A 19,232-nucleotide genomic window follows, 5' to 3' on the forward strand; every position below is an offset into this window, starting at 1 on the left:
GCGCGCTTCGATCCGGGCAGCGGCATGTCGCGGCTGGTGACCGAGCGCGTCAGCCGCGCCGAGGCCGAGCAGCGCCGGGGCCGTGCGGGCCGCGTTGCGCCGGGGATCTGCTATCGCCTGTGGGCGCGGGCCGAAGAGGGCGCGCTGCCTGCCTTCGCGCCCCCCGAAATCGCGGTGGCCGACCTGACCGGGCTGGCGCTGGAACTGGCGGCATGGGGCGCGGACGGGCAGGGGCTGGCCTTCCTGACGCCCCCGCCCGAGGGCGCGCTGGCCGAGGCCCGCGCCCTGCTGGCCGATCTTGGCGCGCTGCGGGACGGCCGGATCACCCCCCACGGGCAGGCGCTGGCCGCGCTGCCCCTGCATCCGCGCCTGGCGCATATGCTGGTCGTGGCGGGCAAGGGCGCCGCCGACCCCGCCGCCCTGCTGGCCGAGCGCGATCCGCTGAAGGGCGCCCCCGCCGATCTGTCCTTGCGGTTGAAGGCCCTGCGCGACCCCGCAAGCACCCCGCATGAGGCCAGCCGCGCGGGGGTTCAGCGCATCCGTGACGATGCCCGCCGGTTGCGCGCCTTGGCCCCGCCGGATCGGGGCCTGAGCCTGCCCCAGATGGCCGCGCTGGCCTATCCCGACCGCATCGGGCTGCGCCGCAAGGGTGACGATCCGCGCTATATCCTGTCGGGCGGCAAGGGGGCCTATCTGGCGCCCGGCGATCCGCTTGGCGCGAACCGCCTGATCGTCGCGACCGATCTGGACGGCGACGCGCGCGAGGCCCGCATCCGCATGGGCGTTGCCCTGTCGGAAAGCGAGCTGCGCAGCCTCTATGCCGACCGGATCGAATTGGCCGAAACCGTCGAATGGTCGCGCCGCGAGACCCGCATCCTCGCGCGCTTGCAGGAGCGTCTTGGCGCGCTGGTGCTGTCCGACCGCCCTCTGGACGATCCGCCGCCTGACGCGATGGCGCTGGCCGCGCTGGAAGGCCTGCGCCAGAACGGCCTGCCCTGGACCCGCGCCGCCGCGCGGCTGCGCGCGCGCATGGGTCTGATGCCGGAACTGGGGCCGGTGGACGATGCCGCGCTGCTTGCGGATGCCGATTGGTTGCTGCCGTGGCTGGGCAAGGCGCGCACGCTGGCCGACCTGCGCGCGCTGGACCTGACCGAGGCCCTGCGCGCGCGGGCGGGATATGAGGGGATGCGCAGGCTGGATCATGCCGCGCCCTCGCATTTCACGACGCCATTGGGGCGGCGCGTTCCCATCGACTACGACGCCGAGGTGCCGGGGATCGAGTTGCGCCTGCAAGAGCTGTTCGGCGTGACCCGCCACCCTACGGTGGGCAGCCGCCCGCTGCGCATCACCATGCTGTCGCCCGGCGGCAAGCCCGTCGCGGTGACCAGCGACCTGCCGGGCTTCTGGGCCGGGGGCTATGCCGATGTGCGCCGCGACATGCGGGGCCGCTACCCGCGCCATCCCTGGCCCGAGGACCCGCGGCAGGCCGATCCGACCACCCGCGCCAAGCCGCGCGGCACCTAATCGGGCAAGCCCTTCACGCGGAAGGCCAGCACCACCATCACCACGCCCACGGCCAGCGCGAAGACCCCGAAGATCCACGCCAGCCCAAGGATCCCCGCCGCCGGGACCAGCGCCAGCAGCGCGCCCCAGATCACCAGCAGCAGGCCCGAGAGAGCAAGCGCCCACTCGCCTTCGATCTCATGCCGCAGGCGGATGGCGGCGATCACGCGCAGGATGCCCGCGATCACGGCCCAGACAGCGATCCAGATCACCAGTGCCAGCGCGGTGGCGGCGGGCCAGAACAGCGCCATCATGCCGATGGCCAGCGACAGCACCCCGTCGAACAGCCATGTCCACCAGCCCTCGTCATGCGATTTGCGCTGAAAGGCGGTGACGATGGCGAAAACCCCGTCCACCACCGCGAAGGCGCCGAAGGCGATCAGCAGCACCAGCGCCGTCAGCCCCGGCCAGAACAGCGCGGCCACGCCGAAAAGCACCGCCGCGATCCCGCGGACCAGCAGCACCCACCAGAAGCGGCGGAACGTCGAAAATGCCTTGTCTTCCATGATATTATCCGAATCCAAACTGCGTCCATTCAGAAAACGGCCAGGATCATCGCGATCCCGGCGACGACCAGCCACCACCAGCCGATTTGCACGCCCACGGCGATTGCCAGCCCGCCGAATGCGAAGAGCGCCCAGCCAATTCCCGCCTCGGCCAGCGCCCTGAGGATTCGTCTCAACATCTGCGGCCTGCGCCTCAGGCTAGTCCAGCCGCGCGGGCAGTTCCAGCCCCAGCAGGATCTCCGATGCGGGCAGGGGGCGCTTGCCCTCGCGCTGCGCCTGCGTGATTTCGACCGCGCCGGTGCCGCAGGCGATGGTGAAACCCTCCAGCACCTGACCCGGCGCGCCCTCGCCCGTCGCCAGACGCGAGCGCAGCAGCTTCAGCCTTTCGCCGCCCGCCATGCACCACGCGCCGGGAAATGGCGACAGCGCGCGGATCTGGCGGTCGACTTCAACCGCCGGGCGGGTCCAGTCGATGCGGGCTTCGGCCTTGTCGATCTTGGCGGCATAGGTGACGCCTTCGGGGGCTTGCGGCACGGCGGGCAGGGGCAGGCGGTCCAGCACATCGGCGATCAGACCGGCCCCCATCGCGGCCAGCCGGTCGTGCAGATCGGCGGTGGTGTCGCCCGCGCCGATGGGGGTGCGCGCCTCGGCCAGCACGGGGCCGGTGTCCAGCCCCGCCTCCATCCGCATGATCGCGACGCCGGTTTCCGCGTCGCCCGACAGGATCGCGCGATGGATCGGCGCCGCCCCCCGCCAGCGCGGCAGAAGCGAGGCATGGATGTTCAGGCACCCCAGACGCGGCGCGTCCAGCACCGGCTGCGGCAGGATCAGACCGTAAGCGACGACGACCGCGACATCGGCCCCATGCGCGGCGAAAGCAGCCTGATCCTCGAGCGATTTCAGCCGCTCGGGCGTCAGGACGGGCAGGCCCAGTTCATCCGCCGCGCGATGGACGGGCGAGGGGCGGGGCTTCTGCCCGCGTCCCGCCGCGCGGGGGGGCTGGGAATAGACCGCGACGACCTGGTGGCGTGCGGCGATGGCCCGCAGCGCAGGCACCGAAAAGTCCGGAGTTCCCATGAAAACGACGCGCATCCCATCCCCCTGTTGCCGGAACGACCCTTCATATCCCGGAGGCGGCGGCCAGACCATCCGTGCCGCGCATGAAATCGTCGAAAAGCCCCGTCGCCTCGGCGGTCAGTTCCGCGTCGTAGTCCAGCAAGGACAGGGTCGAGCGTTCCTTCTGGTCGAAGCCGTGATCCGCCCCGGTCAGCGTCACGACCTGCAAGCGCGCGCCGCGATCCGCCAGCTCTTGCCCCATCTGCGCGCATTTGGCGGTATCCACGATGCTGTCGTCGTCGCCCAGGATCATCAGCCCGGCGACACGGGCGGGCCAGCGCGCCTTGCCCGCGCCGTTCAGCACGCCGCAATAGGGATAAAGCAGAAAGACCGGCCCCAGTTGCGCCAGCAGCCCGTCCGGCGGCGCGGGCCATTCCGCCAGCCCCGGAGGCACGGCGCCGGTGGAGGCGAGGTCCAGGAACTCCATCACCGTCCAGCCGCCATGCGAGGCGCCAAGCAGCGCCACGTCATCCGCGTCGATGCCCGGATGGCCGCGCAGCCATGCCAGGGTGACGGCCAGGTCGCCCGCGCGCTCGGCACCCGGCATGACCTGCCCGGCGCAGACCGCGCGCCATGCCTGCAACTGGTCCAGGCCGCGCGGATGGTGGCTGTCCACGATCACCGCCGCGCGGCCAAGCGCGACCATGCGGCCGGCCCAATAGTCCATGTTGTCGCGCACCCCGTCGCAGCCCGACAGCAGCACGGCGGCGGGATGGGGACCGGGACCATCGGGGGCCAGGATGCGGATGCCGGGCAGGATCAGCGCCAGCCGTTCGTCCACGGTGTCGGTGACGGGCTGCCAGCGCGCGGCATTGCGCAGCGTGTTCATGCCCACCAGCGCCATGACGATCAGCAGCAGCGCGCCGATGCGCAGGATCAGCCGTCTGGACATCCCAGGATTCCCTGCCCGCAATGGGCCTTGAGCGCGCGGGCGCGTTCCTCGGACCAGCCTGCGGGGTCGGTCACGGCGGCCCATGCGTCGATATAGTCATGGGTGTGGTAGTTGTGCCCGAAACCGGGCGGGGTCGTATTGCTCAGCAGCATGTCCACGCCCAGTTGCAGCAGCGTCACGATGGGCGTGAAGGACAGTTGCGGCGAGATGTCGGGCGCCGTCGGTTCGCGCATCCACGGCGGCGCCCGCCAGGCCGAGGTCGCGTCGTAGAACACGACGGGATCGCTGGCATATTGCAGGAACAGGATGCGGATGCGTCCCCACGGCTCGCCCGAGCGGTCGGGGCGCGCGAACTGGCTGGCAAAGCGGATGACACGGCCCCCGTCCACCTCGGGCAGGATGAAGGGGCTGGCGTCGGAACGCGCGGCATTGGCCTGCTGCCACAGCGTCGAGGGGAAGGGCGGTCCCACCCACAGCGCGCCGTCGATGGGTTCATCCATCATCAGGAAGGGGTTGAAGGCATACATCGACGACCACGCCCCAAGCGAGATCCCGTGCATGTAAAGCCGTGGCCTGCGGTTGGGGGGCAGGGCGGACCAGTATTCGTAGACCTTCTGCATCAGGGCGGCGGATTGCTCCAGCCCCGATTCGGTTTCCGCGATCAGCGCCAGCGGGCTTTGCAGATAGGAATACTGCACCGCCACCGTGGCCACGTCGCCGTCATGCATGTATTCCAGCACGTCGTAGCTGGCCGGGTCCATCCAGCCGGTGCCGGTGGGGCTGGCGACGACCAGCACATTGCGCTGGAAGGCGCCGGTGCGGATCATCTCGTCCAGCGCGATCTGCGCGCGGGCGCGCGGGTCGCTGTCCTGGGCAAGGCCGACATAGATGCGCAGCGGCTCGATCGCGGGGCGGGCGTTGAAGGTCTCGATCGCCTGGCGGCCGGGGCCGCCAAGGATGAACTCGCGCCCCGGCCGCCCGGTCAGCGCCCAGTCCACATGCGAGGCGTCCGAGCCTGTCCGCCAGTCCTGTTCCGGCGCGGGCACGCTGACGTCGGTCAGGTGCTGCGCGGCGGCATAGGAACGGTCCAGCACCCGCATCGTGCCGTTGACCACGCCGTCGCGGGTGACGACGAAGACCACCGTCGCCGCCAGCAGCAGCCCCAGCACATTGGCGCTGCGGGCCGGGATGCGGCGGGCGAGGCGGCGGCGCAGCACGTCGAACAGCCCCTGGATCAGCAGCCCGATCACGAACAGCGCCAGAAAGACCCCCGCCCCCAGCAGCAGGATCTTGGTGGTATGGGCGACCTCGACCTCGGGCAGGCCCATGCGCTCGCGGATGCCATTCTGCCACTCGCGCGCGCTGGCGACGCAAAAGACCAGCGTGGCCAGCACGGGCACCGCAAGGATGGCGTGGCTGATCCGCGCCGGCCGTCCCCGCAGCACCGGCAGTTCCAGCGACCGCCACAGCGCCAGGACGAATTGCGTCAGCCCGTAGCCCACCGCCATCGACAGCCCCGCAAGAAAGCCCTGCATCGGCCAGCTTCGCGGGATCAGCGAAGGCGTCAGCGAGGCCGCGGCCAGCAGCAGCCCCACCAGCAGCGGCATCACCGACAGCCGGGCCGAAAGGTATCTGACGGGAAGGTAGCGCGGCATCCTATCTCTTTTGCAGCTTGGCGGATTTCGCGACCAGCATCCTGCGGCGCAGGGGCGACAGGTGGTCGACGTAAAGCCTGCCGTCCAGGTGGTCGATCTGATGCTGCACCGAGGTCGCCCAGAGGCCGGTGAAGTCGCGCTCCTCGATCTCGCCCTGATCGTTCAGGAAGCGGACGGTGACGGCGCGGGGCCGCTCGATCCGGGCGAAGACGCCCGGCAGGTTGGGGCTGGCCTCGTCATGGGCGCGCATCTTGACGCTGGCGTGCAACACCTCGGGGTTGGCCATGCGCACCGCCTGCCCGCGCTTGTCGGATGCATCGACCACCGCCAGCCGCATCGCGATCCCGATCTGCGGCGCGGCAAGGCCGACGCCGGGCATGGCGTCCATCGTGTCGATCATGTCGTCCCAGATCATGCGGACGGTCTCGGTCACGCCCGCCACGGCATCGGCGGGGCGGTGCAGGCGCGGGTCGTCATAGGGGATGAAGGCGCGGATCGTCATGGGGTCCCGTCAAGGTTGCGCGCAAGGGGTAGCATCTTCGCGGGCCAAGGTAAATTTGCCAAGTGCAGGCGCCTGTCGCGATCCTTCAAGACGCGGGGCGCGCAAGGGCCCATGCTGACCGGACAAGCACAGGGAATCACCATGATCTTTAGATATATCATCCTTTACGTCGATGACGTCGCCGCCGCGATCGGGTTTTACGAACGCGCCTTCGGCCTGACCTGCGCCTTTTTGCACGAAGGCGGCGATTACGGAGAGCTTGCGACCGGCGGCACGAAGCTGGCCTTTTCGTCCACCGCGCTGATGCGGCAACTGGGCAAGACGCCGGGCAAGCCGCGCCCCGACGCCCCCGTCTTCGAGATCGCTTTCGAGACCGATGACGTGCCCGCCGCCTTCGACCGCGCCGTGGCGGCGGGCGCCGTGCCGGTGACCGCGCCCAGCAATCAGCCGTGGGGGCAGGTGGTGTCCTATGTCCGCGATCCCGACGGCTATCTGGTCGAGATCTGTTCGCCCGTCCAGTTGCCAAGCGCGGGCTGACGCAGCAACCCCAGCAAGGGCGCGTCGCGGCGCAGTTGCGCCGGGGTGCGCCCGAACCAGCGCATGAACTCGCGCGTCATATGCGCCTGGTCGCTGAAGCCGCAATCCAGCGCGATCTCGGCCAGCGGCGCACCTGTCGGAAGCATCCCCGCCGCCCGCCGCGCGCGTCCCAGCAGCCGCCAGTAATCGGGCGGCGGCAGGCCCAACTGCCGGAAATGCCGTTGCAGGCTGCGGGCCGAGATACCAAGCCCCTTTGCCACATCAGCCGCCGTGGCCCCCGCCGTGGCGAGGGCAAGGATCGCCTCGTCCGTCTCGTCCCATTCGCCCAGTTCATTGCCCAGGATTTCGGCAATGCCGTCGCTGTCCGCCGCGATCCGGTCAAGGACGTGCTGGCCGACGACGGCGCCGGGGCGCAGGCGATAGCCGCTCATGCGGGTGCCCCTGGGCAGCGCGACAAGGCGGGGCCGGAAATCGAAGGGGGTCAGCGTGACCCGCGCCGCCGCGCCGGGCGCGCTGGCGATCAGCACATCCCGGCAGCCGTCGGGAAAGATCACCGCCCGCTCGTCGCGATCCGCCCGGTGGCGCCATTCCTGAAAAAGCTTTGCCGCACACATGGGGAAAGGCTGGCAGAGCGCCGCCCTGCGCGCAATGCCCTGCCGTTAAGCGGATGTTATTCCTTTCATGGCAGAGATGGTTCCGATATCCGCAAAAGGCTCCCCGCAGATGAACCTTGCCCACAGGACACGCCCGACCGCCGCCCGAGACCCGCCATATGCAAGCCCGGCAGACCGGGAACCACCCCGCCCCACGTCTTTCGGCAGGCCGTATTCCTTCAGTGCCCAACCGGGCCGCTTGCACGATTCGCAGCGGTGCGCCTGTCGTTTCCGGCAAAAGCAGCCTGCGGTTGCGCGACATGACGACCGGTCCGCTGGATATGGGGCTCACAGGCCAAGGCAGGCCCTGCGCCTGACCGGCAGCGGGAATGCGCCCGCTCTGGCAGAGGTTTTCAACGGCGCCGCCCGCAGCGATTTCAGGCCGGGGGATGGCTGGTGAGGGTGAAGCCTTCCGGTCGGACCGTCCCGTGGTCCCTGTTCGTTATGGCGGGCCTTGTCCTGCTGTGGGCGCTGCTGGCGGGCACCAACAGGATCGTAAAGACCCGCGCGGTGGTGGAACTGCCCAACGGGATGATGTTCAGGCGCGCACCGGGCTGGACGCTTTCGCCGCGATTCGGGCTGTTCGCCGCGGATGGCAAGACGCTGCTGGCTCCGCGGGTCGAACTGACCTGCTTCGACGACCGCCATGTCCGGGTCCATGCCTATCGGCGCGCTCATTCCGGGCTGTATGACGGCGAAACCGGCGGGCGGGTGGCGGATTCGCAGGATCCGGGCGCGCTGCTTTCGCCTGCCGGGGGTGTAACGGCTATTATACGGCCTGGATCGGTCCCGCCCTGCTGCTGGACGGCGCGGCGCCGCCGTATCTGCCGCCGTGCGGCTGGCGCAATGTCGCCAACCCTGCGTTGCGCAACCCCGAATGGCTGGCGCGTCCCTGCGCGGGCGCTCCGTAAGGCAGAAAACCGTAAGACCGGGAAACCCCGCCTTTCGGCGGTCGCCCCCCTTGCCGCCGGTGAATATCCTGGCGCATCGCGGACCTGTCCACGGCGAACTCGACCGCGCCCGACGCGACAACTTCGGAAAACAGGTTGGGGAAGCCCTCGGGCGTGTTCGCATGGATGTTGGGCTTGACCGGCAGGCGCATGACGGCGGGAATTCGACGCATCGCCCGCTTTCTTCATCATCCAAATACCCCACGGGGGTGTGGGGGTGTGAAACCCCCACATGAAAGGCGCGGGTGTGGGGGTGTGTAGCCCCCACCTCAAGGGCATCATCTGCGACTCCGATTGGCTGGCACGTCCCTGCGCGGGCGGCCCTGATGGGGAAGCCCGTCAGGGCGTCAGCCCGCCGCCTTTTCCCGCTTCAGCTTGACCATGCGGCGGGTGATCATCTGGCGTTTCAGGGGGCTGAGGTAGTCGATGAACAGCTTGCCGTCGAGGTGGTCGATCTCGTGCTGCGCGCAGGTGGCCCAGAGGCCGTCGAACTCGCGCTGGTGCGTCTTGCCGTCAAGGCCCAGCCATTCGACGCGGACCTCGGCGGGGCGGGTGATCTCGCCGTATTGGTCGGGGATGGACAGGCAGCCCTCCTCGTAGCTGTTCAGCCCCTCGGACGACCAAGTGATCCGGGGGTTGACCATCACCAGCGGCTGCGGCTCGACCTCGGGGTCCTTGTTGCAATCCATCACGAAAAGGCGCGACAGCACGCCCACCTGCGGCGCGGCAAGGCCGACGCCGGGGGCTTCATACATGGTCGCCAGCATGTCCGCCGCCAGGGTCTCGATCTCGGGCGTGATGCGGGCGACGGGATCGCAGGTCTTCTTCAGACGCGGATCGGGATGGATCAGAATATTTCGCAGGCTCATGCGTATCACTTAGGCGAAGGGTTGGACATGCGCAACAAGTCGCTATTCTTGCGCACAAAGATCAGGAGAAAGCGATGACGGTTGCGGATTTCGACGAAGAGATCGAACGGCTGGGAACCAACTGTTCCAAGTGGGACGACATGGGCGGCATCTACGGCGTCGATCCCGCCGATGGAATCGCGATGTGGGTGGCGGACATGGACTTCCGCCCGCCCGCCGTGGTCCAGCAGGCGGTCGAGCGGATCGCGGCGCATGGCATCTACGGCTATCCCGGCACCCATCGCCCCTATGGCGACGCGATTGCCTGGTGGATGGCCAACCGCCACGGCTGGCAGGTCAAGCCCGACTGGGTGCTGACGGCCCACGGGCTGGTCAACGGCACCGCGATCTGCATCGATGCGCTGACCCGGCCGGGCGACGGCGTGGTTCTGATGACGCCGGTCTATCACGCCTTTGCCCGCGTCATCCGCGCCGCCGGGCGGCAGGTGGTCGAGATGCCGCTGGCGCAAGAGGGCGGGACCTACCAGCTCGACCTCGACGGTTGGGCCGGGCGTCTGACCGGCAATGAGCGGATGATGATCCTGTGTTCGCCCCACAACCCCGGCGGGCGGGTCTGGTCGGCGGACGAGTTGCGCGGGATCGCGGATTTCTGCCGCCGCCACGACCTGGTCCTGGTCTCGGACGAGATCCACCACGACCTGGTCATGCCCGGCGCGCCGCGCCATACCGTCACCTCGCTGGCCGCGCCCGAGATCGCCGACCGGCTGGTGACGCTGACGGCGGCGACCAAGACCTTCAGCATCGCGGGCGCCCATATCGGCAATATCATCGTGGCCGATCCCGGCCTGCGCGGGCGGATCGCGGGGCGGATGGCGGCGCTTGGCATCTCGCCCGGCCTGTTCGGCCTGGACATGGTGGCCGCCGCCTATTCGCCGCAGGGCGCGGAATGGGTCGATCAACTGGTTGCCTACCTGGACGGCAACCGCCGGATCTTCGACGAAGGGGTGAATGCGATCCCCGGCCTGCGCTCGATGCCCTTGCAGGCGACCTACCTGGCCTGGGTCGATTTTTCCGGCACCGGGATGGAGCAGGCCGAGATCGCCCGCCGCATCGCCGCCGACGCCCGCATCGCGGCCAATCATGGCGCGACCTTCGGGCTGGGGGGCGAGGGCTTCATGCGCTTCAACCTGGCCACGCCCCGCGCGCGCGTCGTCAAGGCGGTTCAGCGGCTGGGGCGGGCCTTCGGCGATCTGCAATAAGGGGGCGGGGCAATGCGGAAACTGGCGCGGCTGTTCTCGGTCCTGTCCATCGTGGCGGTCCTGTGGGGCATCTGGCTGATCGTCGCGCCCGAACTGCCCGACCGTCGCCCCGCCCCGCGCCCCGAGTCGACCCTGCCCGACCCCGCGCCGGGCAGCCGCGGCCCCTTCCCGCTGGAGGATCTGCGACGCGCGCTGCCCGGCATCTTCCGCCCGCAAGAGGCCCCGGCGGCCCTGACCTCGCCCATCCGGCGCATCCTGATCGAAAAGGGCGCGCGACGGATGACCGTCTGGCAGCAGGACGGCCCGCCCAGGACCTACACCGTCCAGCTCGGCTTTTCGCCCGAGGGCACCAAGACCCGGCAGGGCGACGGCCGCACCCCCGAGGGTGTCTTTCGCATCGACCGCCTGAACCCGCAAAGCCGCTTTCGCCTGTCGCTGGGGCTGGATTATCCGCAGGCCAGCCACCGGCAGGCGGCGCGGGCGGGCGGCTACGATCCGGGCGGCGACATCATGATCCACGGCCAGCCGAACCAGATCCCGCAGGGCTACCGCGTCAAGGGCGACTGGACCGAGGGCTGCATCGCCGTCACCAACGACGAGATCGAGGAAATCTATGCGATGGCCCGCATCGGCACCGAGGTCGAGATCAGGCCCTGAGCCATCCTCGGGGGCGGGGGCCGGTTCACTGGGGGCCGGTTCGCTGGAGGCAGGGCGGTGGAAGGCAGCCCATGCGCCCGCCCGAAAGCTTGAAACTGTCTTTGCGAAAGCCGTGGCGGCGGCGGCTTGCCTGCCCCTCGGGTCGGGGATAAGGCAAGGCCATGACACTTGCCCGCTATCGCCCCCATCTGGCCACCATGCTTGCGCTGACGCTGCCCCTGACGGGGTCGCATCTGGCGCGTATGGCGATCGGCGTCACCGATACGGTGATGATCGGCTGGTATGGCGTCGATGAACTGGCGGCGGTGGTGCTGGCGACCTCGTTCTTCTTCGTACTGTTCATGCTGGGTTCGGGCTTCGGGATCGGGGTGATGGGGCTGCTTGCCACCGCCGTGGCGCGCGGCGACGAAACCGAGGTGCGCCGCGCCACCCGCATGGCGTTGTGGCTTTCGGCGCTGTATGCGGCCCTGATCCTGCCGGTGCTGTGGTTTTCCGGCGCGATCATGCTGGCGATGGGGCAAAAGCCCGAGATCGCCGCCCATGTGCAGGATTACCTGCGGATCATGTGCTTTGCGATGGCGCCCGCGCTGTGGGGGTTGACGCTGAACTCGTTCCTTGCGGCGCTGGGGCGGCCCAATATCGTCATGCTGGTGGTGGTGGCGGGGATTCCGCTGAACATCGTGCTGAACTGGATGCTGATCTTCGGCCATTTCGGCGCGCCCGAGCTGGGCGTGCAGGGCGCGGCCATCGCCAGCCTGACGATCAACCTGGCGCAATTCGTGGCGCTGGCCGTTTTCGCCGTCTGGCTGCCCGAGGCGCGGCCCTACCAGCTTTTCCGCCGCATGTGGAACCCCGATTGGGCGGCCCTGCGCGCCATTGCGGTGCTGGGGATGCCGGTCGGGCTGACGCTGGTGGCCGAAACCGGGATGTTCGCGGGAACCAACGTGCTGATGGGCTGGTTCGGCGCGCAGGAACTGGCCGCGCACGGGATCGCGCTGCAACTGTCGTCCATCGCCTTCATGCTGCACCTGGGGCTGGCCAATGCGGTCACGATCCGCATCGGCACGCTGCACGGACGGAACGACCGCGAGGGGATGCGGCTGGCGGGGCATACGGCCATCGGGGTCTCGATCTTCTTCGCGGCGTTCACCATCGCGGTTTTCCTGACCGCGTCCGAGCCGCTGGCCGCGCTTTACCTGGACGCGGGCGATCCGCAGACCCCGGCCATCGTGGCGCTGGTCGGCGGGCTGATGGTCTATGCGGCGCTGTTCCAGCTTGCCGACGGCCAGCAGGTGATCGCGCTGGGGATGCTGCGCGGCTTGCAGGATACGCGGCGCCCGATGGTCTATGCCGTCGTCGCCTATTGGCTGATCGGCCTGCCCGCGGCCTGGCTTCTGGCCTTTCCGCTTGGCGTCGGGCCGGGCGGGCTGTGGCTGGGGCTGCTGTTCGGGCTGGGCTGTGCGGCGGTGCTGCTGATGCGGCGCTTCTGGGGCGGCTTCATGCGGGACTGGACCCTGCCCGCGCAGACGCGCTAGGCTGGCGGCATTCCGAACAGAAAGGCCCGCCATGCGTCCCGTCTTCGTCCAGATCCGATGCACCCCCGGCAAGACCTACGAGGTCGCCGATGCGATCTATGACCGCGAAGTGGTCAGCGAGCTTTACTCGACCTCGGGCGATTACGACCTGCTGGCCAAGGTCTATATCCCCGAGGATCAGGACATCGGGCATTTCCTGTCCGAAAACCTCTTCGACATTCCCCATATCAGCCGCACGCTGACGACGATGACCTTCCGCGCATTCTGACGCATTCCCCCGCCCGGCGGCTTTGCGTAGCCTGCCCGCGAAACGGCAAGGATGACGGCAAGCGATGGCCCGCCGCGCAAAGGAACCCACCGGCGCAATGGCGCTGTTGCAAGACGAACTGCCCGCGCTGCGCCGCGCGGCCCAAGGCTCGGTCGTGGCGGGGCTGCTGTGGCTGCCGCAGGCATGGATCGCCGCGCAGGCCCTTGCCGCGCTGCTGGCGGGCAGGGCGCCCGGCCCGCTGGCCCTGGCGCTGTTCCTGGCCCTTGCCGCGTTGCGCGTCATCCTGTCCCACCGGGCCGAGCGGGGCGCGCAGGACGCCGCCCTTGCTGCGGTGGGGCGGCTGCGCGCGCGGCTGCTGACCCGCGAAAGCCTGCTGGCCCGGCCCTTGCCTGCCGGGCAGGCGGCCTCGCTGGTCCAGGACCAGGCCGAGGTCCTGCGCCCCTATGCCGCGCGCTATCTGCAAGCCAGCGCGCGGCTGCGGGCGATCCCCGCGGCGATCCTTGCCGCCAGCTTCTGGATCGCATGGGCGCCGGGGCTGATCCTGCTGGTCGCCGGTCCCGCGATTCCGCTGTTCATGGCGCTGATCGGGCAGGCGGCAGGCCGTGCCAGTCGCAGGCAGCTTGACCAGATGGGCACGATGGGCGGGATGCTGGCCGACCGCGCCGCCGCCTTGCCCGACGTCCGCCTGATGGGCGCGGGCCAGAGGCTGGTGGCCGAGTTCACCGCCAGCGCGGACGAATTGCGCCGCCGCACCATGCGGGTGTTGACGATCGCCTTCATGTCCTCGGGCGTGCTGGAGCTGTTCGCGGCGCTTGGCGTGGCGATGATGGCGGTGTTCTGCGGCTTTTCCCTGCTGGGGCAGTTGGGATTCGGGACGTGGCCCGCAGCTTGGGGGAACGGCCCGCTGGACCCCGCCCACGCCCTGTTCCTGCTGCTGATCGCGCCCGAGTTCTTCCAGCCCCTGCGCGATTTCGCCGCCGCATGGCACGACCGCGCCGCCGCCGAATCGCTGGCCGCGGTCGTGGCCGAGCGGCAGGGGCAGGCGGCGCGCATGGCGGGGCAGGGCGGCCCGGCGCGGGCCTTGCCCGGCCGTGCGGTCCGGCTGCGCGGCGTCACCCGGCACGGCATCCGCTATCCCGATCTGGACCTGTCGGCGGGGGCCTCGGTCGCGCTGGTCGGGCCAAGCGGGGCGGGCAAGACGACGCTGCTGCGCATGATCGCGGGGCTGGAGCAACCCGATGCCGGGCTGATCGAGGTCGCGGGCCGGCCCCTGCGCCCTGCGATCGCGGATGCCTGGCGCGCGGGCCTTGGCTGGATGGCACAGGCGCCGCATTTCCTGGACGCATCGCTGCGCGAGAACCTGTTGATGGGGCGCGCGGGCGATCCGGCCCCGGCGCTGAGCGCTGCGCTGGCCGATGGCGTGGTCGCGAACCTGTCCGAGGGGCTGGACACCCGGCTTGGCGAAAACGGGGCGGGCGTATCGGGGGGCGAGGCGCGGCGGCTGATGCTGGCCCGCGTCCTGATCCGCGCGCCCGGCCTGATCCTTGCCGACGAACCGACGGCGGATCTGGACGCGGATACCGCCGCGCAGATCACGCAGGCGCTGCTGGCCGCACATGCCGCGGGTGCCGGGCTGGTCGTCGCCACCCACGACCCGGCGCTGGCGGTGCGCATGGGGCAGCGGCTGCGCATCGGGGGGCTGGACGCATGAGCGACCTGCGCATTGTCTGGCGCGCGATGACGGGCGGGGTGCGCGGGGGGATGGGGCTGGCGATGGCGGCCTCGGCGCTGGTGCTGGTCGCGGGCTGGTCGCTTCTGGCGCTGTCGGGCTGGTTCATCGCCGCGACCGCGCTGGCGGGGCTGGCGGCGACCGGCGCGTGGTTCGACATCTTCCGCCCCGCCGCCGCCGTGCGCGGGCTGGCGATCCTGCGCACCGCGACCCGTTATGCCGAGCGCTGGCTGGGCCACGACGCCACCCTGCGCGGCATCGTCGCGCTACGCGGGGGGGTGCTGTCGGGCCTTGCGGCGGCGGACTGGCCGCGTCTGACCCGGCTGAGGCGGGGGACTGCGCTGAACCGCGTCGGCGCCGATTGCGATGCGCTGGACGGGCTGCCCCTGCGGCTGGTCCTGCCCGGCACGGGCGCCGGGGCGGCGCTGGCCTTTGCCTTCGCGCTGCTGTGGGCGCTGCTTGGCTGGCAACTGGCGCTGTGGATCTGCGGCACCCATCTGGGCGTCGCGCTGGCGCTGGCGCTTTGGGCCGCGCCTCAGGCCCGGCGGCTGTCGGTCGCGGGTGCGCAGGCCGCGCGTGCCCATGCTGCCGCGGCGCTGGAACTGATCAACTCGCGCGATGAGTTGGCCGTGGCGGGGCTGTTGCCGGGCCGCCGCGAACTGGCGCTGGCCCATGATGCTCGCGCCCGCGCCTGCGCCCGCGCGCTGGACGGGATCGAGCGCGACCTGGGCGCCATGCAGGAACTGGCCCGCGCGGCCTCGGCTGCGGGGGCGCTTGGGCTGGGGGCGCAGGCGGTGGCGGCGGGAAGCATCGGCCCGGCGCTGGCGGCGATGGGGTTCTTCGCGGCGCTGGCGCTGGCCGAACTGACCGCCCCCCTTCGGCGCGGCATCGCCGAATACGGGCGCATCGCCGATGCCGCCCTGCGTGTCGCACCCATGCTGCGCGAAGGCCCCCCATCCGTGCCCGCCCGTCCCGCGCCGCCCTCGCCCCTGCCGCTGCGCATCGACGGGCACGCGCTGCACCCCGGCGGGATGCTTGTCCTGAAGGGGCCGAGCGGGGCGGGAAAATCGACGCTGTTGGGCCAGGTCGCCGGGGTGGTCCCGCCCGCCGGGCGGCGCATCACCCTGGGCGGCATTGCCGTGCGGGATTGGCCCGAGCCTGCGCTGCGCGAACAGGTGGCCCTTGTCCTGCAACGTCCCGCGCTGATCGCGGGCAGCCTGCGCGACAACCTTGCCTTGGCCGTCCCCGACGCGGGCGAGGCCGCGATGATGGCCGCGCTGCGCGCCGTGCGGCTGGATCACCTGCGCGACGGGCTGGACCTCGTCCTGGGTCCCGGCGGCGAGGGCCTGTCGGGCGGAGAACGCCGCCGCCTTGCCCTTGCCCGCGCCCTGCTGCGCCGCCCGGCCCTGCTGTTGCTGGACGAACCGACCGAGGGGCTGGACGAACCCACCGCCGACGCCGTCATGGCCGGGCTGCGCGCCGCGCTGCCGCAAGCGGGCATCGTCATGGCGACACATCGCCGCGCCACAAGCGGGTGCAAAGCCGCCGTTCTTGATATAAGTCAAGAAGGGATCACCGCAGGAGGCTGAGATGGAAATCGGCGTCTTGGAACTGTCGCGGCTGCAATTCGCGTCCACCGCGCTCTTCCATTTCCTATTCGTGCCGCTGACCCTTGGGCTTTCGATCATCATCGCCATCATGGAGACGGTTTATGTCATGACCGGCCGTCCGATCTGGCGGCAGATGACGAAGTTCTGGGGAACGCTTTTCGGCATCAACTTCGCCCTTGGCGTCGCCACCGGCATCACGATGGAATTCCAGTTCGGCATGAACTGGGCCTATTATTCGCATTACGTCGGCGACATCTTCGGCGCCCCCCTGGCGCTGGAGGGGCTGATGGCCTTCTTCATGGAGGCGACCTTCGTCGGGTTGTGGTTCTTTGGCTGGGACAGGCTTTCGGCGCGGGCGCACATGATCGTGGCATGGCTGGTCGCCATCGGCACGAATTTCTCGGCCCTGTGGATCCTGATCGCGAACGGCTGGATGCAATATCCCGTGGGCGCGGAATTCAACCCCGTCACCATGCGGATGGAACTGGTCAGCTTCGCCGAGGTCATCTTCAACCCCGTCGCGCAGGCGAAATTCGTCCATACCGTCAGCGCGGGCTATGTGACGGCGGCGATGTTCGTGCTTGGCGTCTCGGCCTGGTATCTGCTGAAGGGGCGGCATGTCGAACTGGCGCGGCGCTCGATCGCGGTGGCCTCGGCCTTCGGGCTGGCGGGGGCGCTGTCGGTCGTGGTGCTGGGCGACGAATCCGGCTATGACGCGGGTCTGAACCAGAAGATGAAGCTGGCCGCGATCGAAGCGATGTGGGAAACCGAACCCGCCCCGGCCAGCTTCACCGTCGTCGGCCTGCCCGACCGCGAGGCGCGCCAGACCCATTACGCCATCCACCTGCCCTGGGTCATGGGGCTGATCGGCACCCGCTCGCTGACCGAGGAAATCCGCGGCGTGAACGACCTTGAGGCCGAGGCCGCCGAACGCATCCGCAGCGGTATCGGGGCCTATGACCTGCTGATGAGGATACAAGACAGCCGCGCCACCGGCGTCGATCCCGCGCTGGTCGAGGAATTCCACGAGGTGGGGGACGACCTGGGCTATGCGCTGCTGCTCAAGCGTTACCTGGACGATCCCCGGCAGGCCAGCGAGGCGCAGATCATGCAAGCGGCTTCGGACACGATTCCGCCCGTCTGGCCGGTCTTCTGGTCCTTCCGCATCATGGTGGGAATCGGGCTGACGCTGATCGTTGCGACGGGCTATTTCTTCTGGCGCGCGTCCTTTCGCCAGATGCAGTTCCCGCGCTGGTCGCTGCGGCTGGCCGTCGCGCTGATGCCGGCGCCCTGGATCGCCGCTGAACTGGGCTGGATCGTGGCCGAGGTCGGACGCCAGCCCTGGACGGTCGATGGCGTCCTGCCCACGGCGCTTTCCGTCAGTCATCTGGGCGTGGGCGAGGTCGCGCTGACCCTGCTGGGCTTTTGCCTGTTCTACACCGCCCTGCTGGTGGTCGAGGTGATGCTGATGCTGAAATACATCCGCAAGGGCCCGCAGGACGATGTCGAGGAAACCGAGGAATGGATGGCCGACCACCGCGCCCGGCTGTCGGCGGAGGTGGTCAGATGATCCTGCACGAATTGCTCAGCTTCGAAATGCTGCGCCTGATCTGGTGGGTGCTGCTTGGGGTCCTGCTGATCGGCTTTGCGCTGACCGACGGCTTCGACATGGGGGTGGGTGCGCTTCTGCCCTTCGTCGGGCGCAACGACGTCGAAAGGCGCGTCGTCATCAACACCGTCGGCCCGGTGTGGGAAGGCAACCAGGTCTGGTTCATCCTTGGCGGCGGCGCGATCTTCGCCGCATGGCCGCCGCTTTATGCGATCAGCTTTTCCGGCTTCTACATGGCGATGTTCCTGATCCTGGCCGCGCTGATCCTGCGGCCCGTCGCCTTCAAATACCGCAGCAAGCGCGAAGATCCGCGCTGGCGCGAGATGTGGGACCGGGCGCTGTTCATCGGCGGCGCGGCGCCCGCGCTGCTGTTCGGGGTGGCGGTGGGCAACGTTCTCATGGGCGTGCCCTTCCACCTGACGCCCGACCTGATGCCGATCCCCGACGCCTCGGCCCTGATGCGGTTCTTCGGCCTGTTGCGGCCCTTCGCGCTGCTGTGCGGGGCGGTGTCGCTGGCCATGCTGGTCATGCATGGCGCGGGCTGGCTGGTGCTGAAGACCTCGGGCGAGGTGCAGGCACGCGCGCGCCGCTATGGCCGCACCGCCGCGCTGGTGGTGCTGGCGGGCTATACGCTGGCCGGGCTGTGGCTGGCCGTGGGGATCGAGGGTTACGGCTATGCCGCCCCTCCGCCCTATGACGGGCCGTCGAACCCGCTGATCCACCCGATCGTGCGGGGCGGGTCCTGGCTGGAAGCCTACGGCCAACGCCCCTGGATCGCCGTGGCCCCGGCGATGGGCTTTCTGGGCACCTTCATGGCATGGCGGGCGCTGGGCCGGGGTTCGGGGGGCCGCGCATCCGATCTCGCGCCGCTGGGCTGGTCGAAGATGGCGATCTTCGGGATGATTTCCTCGGTCGGGCTGGTGATGTTTCCGGTGGTCCTGCCCTCCTCGACCGATCCGGGCAGTTCGCTTACGGTGTGGAACGCCTCGGCCTCGCATCTGTCGCTGTTCGTGATGCTGGTGGCGACGGCGATCTTCATGCCGCTGATCATGGCCTATACGGCCTGGGTCTATCGCGTGCTGTGGGGCAAGGTCACGCCCGATCATATCGACGACCCCAAGGGTCATTCCTACTGAAGAAAGGGCCGAACATGTGGTATTTCGCCTGGATGCTGGGCCTTCCGCTGGCCGCCGGTTTCGCCGTCGTCAACGCCATGTGGCTGGAATTTCAAGAGGACCGGCGCATCATCGAATCCGGCAAGGCCCACCACAGCCACGCCGGGGACGACGACGGCGAGGCATGAGCGCATCTTGCGCGCCGGT

20 protein-coding genes are annotated in these 19,232 nt (G+C 69.6%); 11 read left to right on the plus strand and 9 right to left on the minus strand.

The window, feature by feature from the left end:
* On the plus strand, positions 1–1,524 hold a 1,524-nt coding region (locus tag Q0O97_RS14755), incomplete at its 5' end, for an ATP-dependent helicase C-terminal domain-containing protein (RefSeq protein ID WP_294930918.1).
* Here the strand turns inward: Q0O97_RS14755 and Q0O97_RS14760 are convergent.
* Genes Q0O97_RS14760 through def (Q0O97_RS14785) form a run of 6 tightly spaced genes read right to left on the minus strand, consistent with a single transcriptional unit; the run spans position 1,521 to position 6,234 of the window.
* Positions 1,521–2,069 (minus strand): HdeD family acid-resistance protein, encoded by a 549-nt coding sequence (locus Q0O97_RS14760; protein ID WP_294930921.1) that lies wholly within the window; start codon positions 2,067–2,069, stop codon positions 1,521–1,523. The genes Q0O97_RS14755 and Q0O97_RS14760 overlap by 4 nt on opposite strands.
* A gap of 29 nt (positions 2,070–2,098) precedes the next feature.
* A complete protein-coding gene (locus tag Q0O97_RS14765) occupies positions 2,099–2,248 on the minus strand; it encodes a hypothetical protein (RefSeq protein ID WP_294930924.1) in 150 nt (49 codons plus the stop codon).
* A gap of 19 nt (positions 2,249–2,267) precedes the next feature.
* A complete protein-coding gene (gene fmt / locus Q0O97_RS14770; protein WP_294930927.1) occupies positions 2,268–3,161 on the minus strand; it encodes a methionyl-tRNA formyltransferase in 894 nt (297 codons plus the stop codon).
* 28 nt (positions 3,162–3,189) lie between these two features.
* Positions 3,190–4,077 carry a dienelactone hydrolase family protein gene (locus Q0O97_RS14775; RefSeq protein WP_294930930.1) on the minus strand — a complete coding sequence of 296 codons (888 nt, stop codon included), beginning with the start codon at positions 4,075–4,077 and terminating at the stop codon, positions 3,190–3,192.
* Positions 4,062–5,732, minus strand: coding sequence for an alpha/beta-hydrolase family protein (locus Q0O97_RS14780; protein ID WP_294930934.1), 1,671 nt, complete (start codon positions 5,730–5,732; stop codon positions 4,062–4,064). The genes Q0O97_RS14775 and Q0O97_RS14780 overlap by 16 nt, the downstream gene beginning before the upstream one ends.
* A gap of 1 nt (position 5,733) precedes the next feature.
* A complete protein-coding gene (gene def / locus Q0O97_RS14785) occupies positions 5,734–6,234 on the minus strand; it encodes a peptide deformylase (RefSeq protein ID WP_294930938.1) in 501 nt (166 codons plus the stop codon).
* A 141-nt stretch (positions 6,235–6,375) separates the two neighbouring features.
* Here def (Q0O97_RS14785) and Q0O97_RS14790 point away from each other — a divergent pair, with 141 nt between their 5' ends.
* The gene (locus Q0O97_RS14790; protein ID WP_294930941.1) at positions 6,376–6,771 is read left to right on the plus strand and encodes a VOC family protein; all 396 of its coding nucleotides are present in this window, start codon (positions 6,376–6,378) and stop codon (positions 6,769–6,771) included.
* Here the strand turns inward: Q0O97_RS14790 and Q0O97_RS14795 are convergent.
* The 3 genes from Q0O97_RS14795 to def (Q0O97_RS14805) form a co-directional block, all read right to left on the minus strand.
* On the minus strand, positions 6,723–7,385 hold the full coding sequence (locus Q0O97_RS14795; RefSeq protein ID WP_294930944.1) for a helix-turn-helix domain-containing protein: 663 nt from the start codon (positions 7,383–7,385) through the stop codon (positions 6,723–6,725). The genes Q0O97_RS14790 and Q0O97_RS14795 overlap by 49 nt on opposite strands.
* 808 nt (positions 7,386–8,193) lie before the next feature.
* Complete coding sequence (locus tag Q0O97_RS14800; RefSeq protein WP_294930947.1) at positions 8,194–8,547, minus strand: hypothetical protein; 354 nt, start codon at positions 8,545–8,547, stop codon at positions 8,194–8,196.
* 174 nt (positions 8,548–8,721) lie between these two features.
* Complete coding sequence (def, locus tag Q0O97_RS14805; protein ID WP_294930950.1) at positions 8,722–9,243, minus strand: peptide deformylase; 522 nt, start codon at positions 9,241–9,243, stop codon at positions 8,722–8,724.
* A gap of 74 nt (positions 9,244–9,317) precedes the next feature.
* Between def (Q0O97_RS14805) and Q0O97_RS14810 the strand changes: the two genes are divergently transcribed.
* From Q0O97_RS14810 to cydX, 9 genes are all read left to right on the plus strand, one after another.
* Entirely contained in the window at positions 9,318–10,502 is a 1,185-nt protein-coding gene (locus Q0O97_RS14810) for a PatB family C-S lyase (RefSeq protein WP_294930952.1), read from the plus strand.
* Between the two features lie 12 nt (positions 10,503–10,514).
* Entirely contained in the window at positions 10,515–11,159 is a 645-nt protein-coding gene (locus Q0O97_RS14815; RefSeq protein WP_294930955.1) for a L,D-transpeptidase family protein, read from the plus strand.
* 161 nt (positions 11,160–11,320) lie between these two features.
* On the plus strand, positions 11,321–12,694 hold the full coding sequence (locus Q0O97_RS14820; RefSeq protein ID WP_294930958.1) for an MATE family efflux transporter: 1,374 nt from the start codon (positions 11,321–11,323) through the stop codon (positions 12,692–12,694).
* 31 nt (positions 12,695–12,725) lie between these two features.
* On the plus strand, positions 12,726–12,962 hold the full coding sequence (locus Q0O97_RS14825; protein WP_294930961.1) for an Lrp/AsnC ligand binding domain-containing protein: 237 nt from the start codon (positions 12,726–12,728) through the stop codon (positions 12,960–12,962).
* 64 nt (positions 12,963–13,026) lie between these two features.
* Positions 13,027–14,673, plus strand: a complete 1,647-nt coding sequence (locus Q0O97_RS14830) for an ATP-binding cassette domain-containing protein (protein WP_294930964.1) — start codon at positions 13,027–13,029, stop codon at positions 14,671–14,673.
* A complete protein-coding gene (locus tag Q0O97_RS14835) occupies positions 14,670–16,280 on the plus strand; it encodes an ATP-binding cassette domain-containing protein (RefSeq protein WP_294930967.1) in 1,611 nt (536 codons plus the stop codon). The genes Q0O97_RS14830 and Q0O97_RS14835 overlap by 4 nt, the downstream gene beginning before the upstream one ends.
* A 1-nt stretch (position 16,281) precedes the next feature.
* Entirely contained in the window at positions 16,282–17,871 is a 1,590-nt protein-coding gene (locus Q0O97_RS14840; protein ID WP_294930970.1) for a cytochrome ubiquinol oxidase subunit I, read from the plus strand.
* Positions 17,868–19,046 (plus strand): cytochrome d ubiquinol oxidase subunit II, encoded by a 1,179-nt coding sequence (gene cydB, locus Q0O97_RS14845; RefSeq protein WP_294930973.1) that lies wholly within the window; start codon positions 17,868–17,870, stop codon positions 19,044–19,046. Before Q0O97_RS14840 ends, cydB begins: the two co-directional genes overlap by 4 nt.
* A gap of 14 nt (positions 19,047–19,060) precedes the next feature.
* Positions 19,061–19,213, plus strand: coding sequence for a cytochrome bd-I oxidase subunit CydX (gene cydX / locus Q0O97_RS14850; protein ID WP_294930976.1), 153 nt, complete (start codon positions 19,061–19,063; stop codon positions 19,211–19,213).
* Positions 19,214–19,232 lie beyond the last annotated feature (19 nt).

This window comes from uncultured Paracoccus sp., assembly GCF_945915435.1.
Classification (GTDB): Bacteria; Pseudomonadota; Alphaproteobacteria; order Rhodobacterales; family Rhodobacteraceae; genus Paracoccus.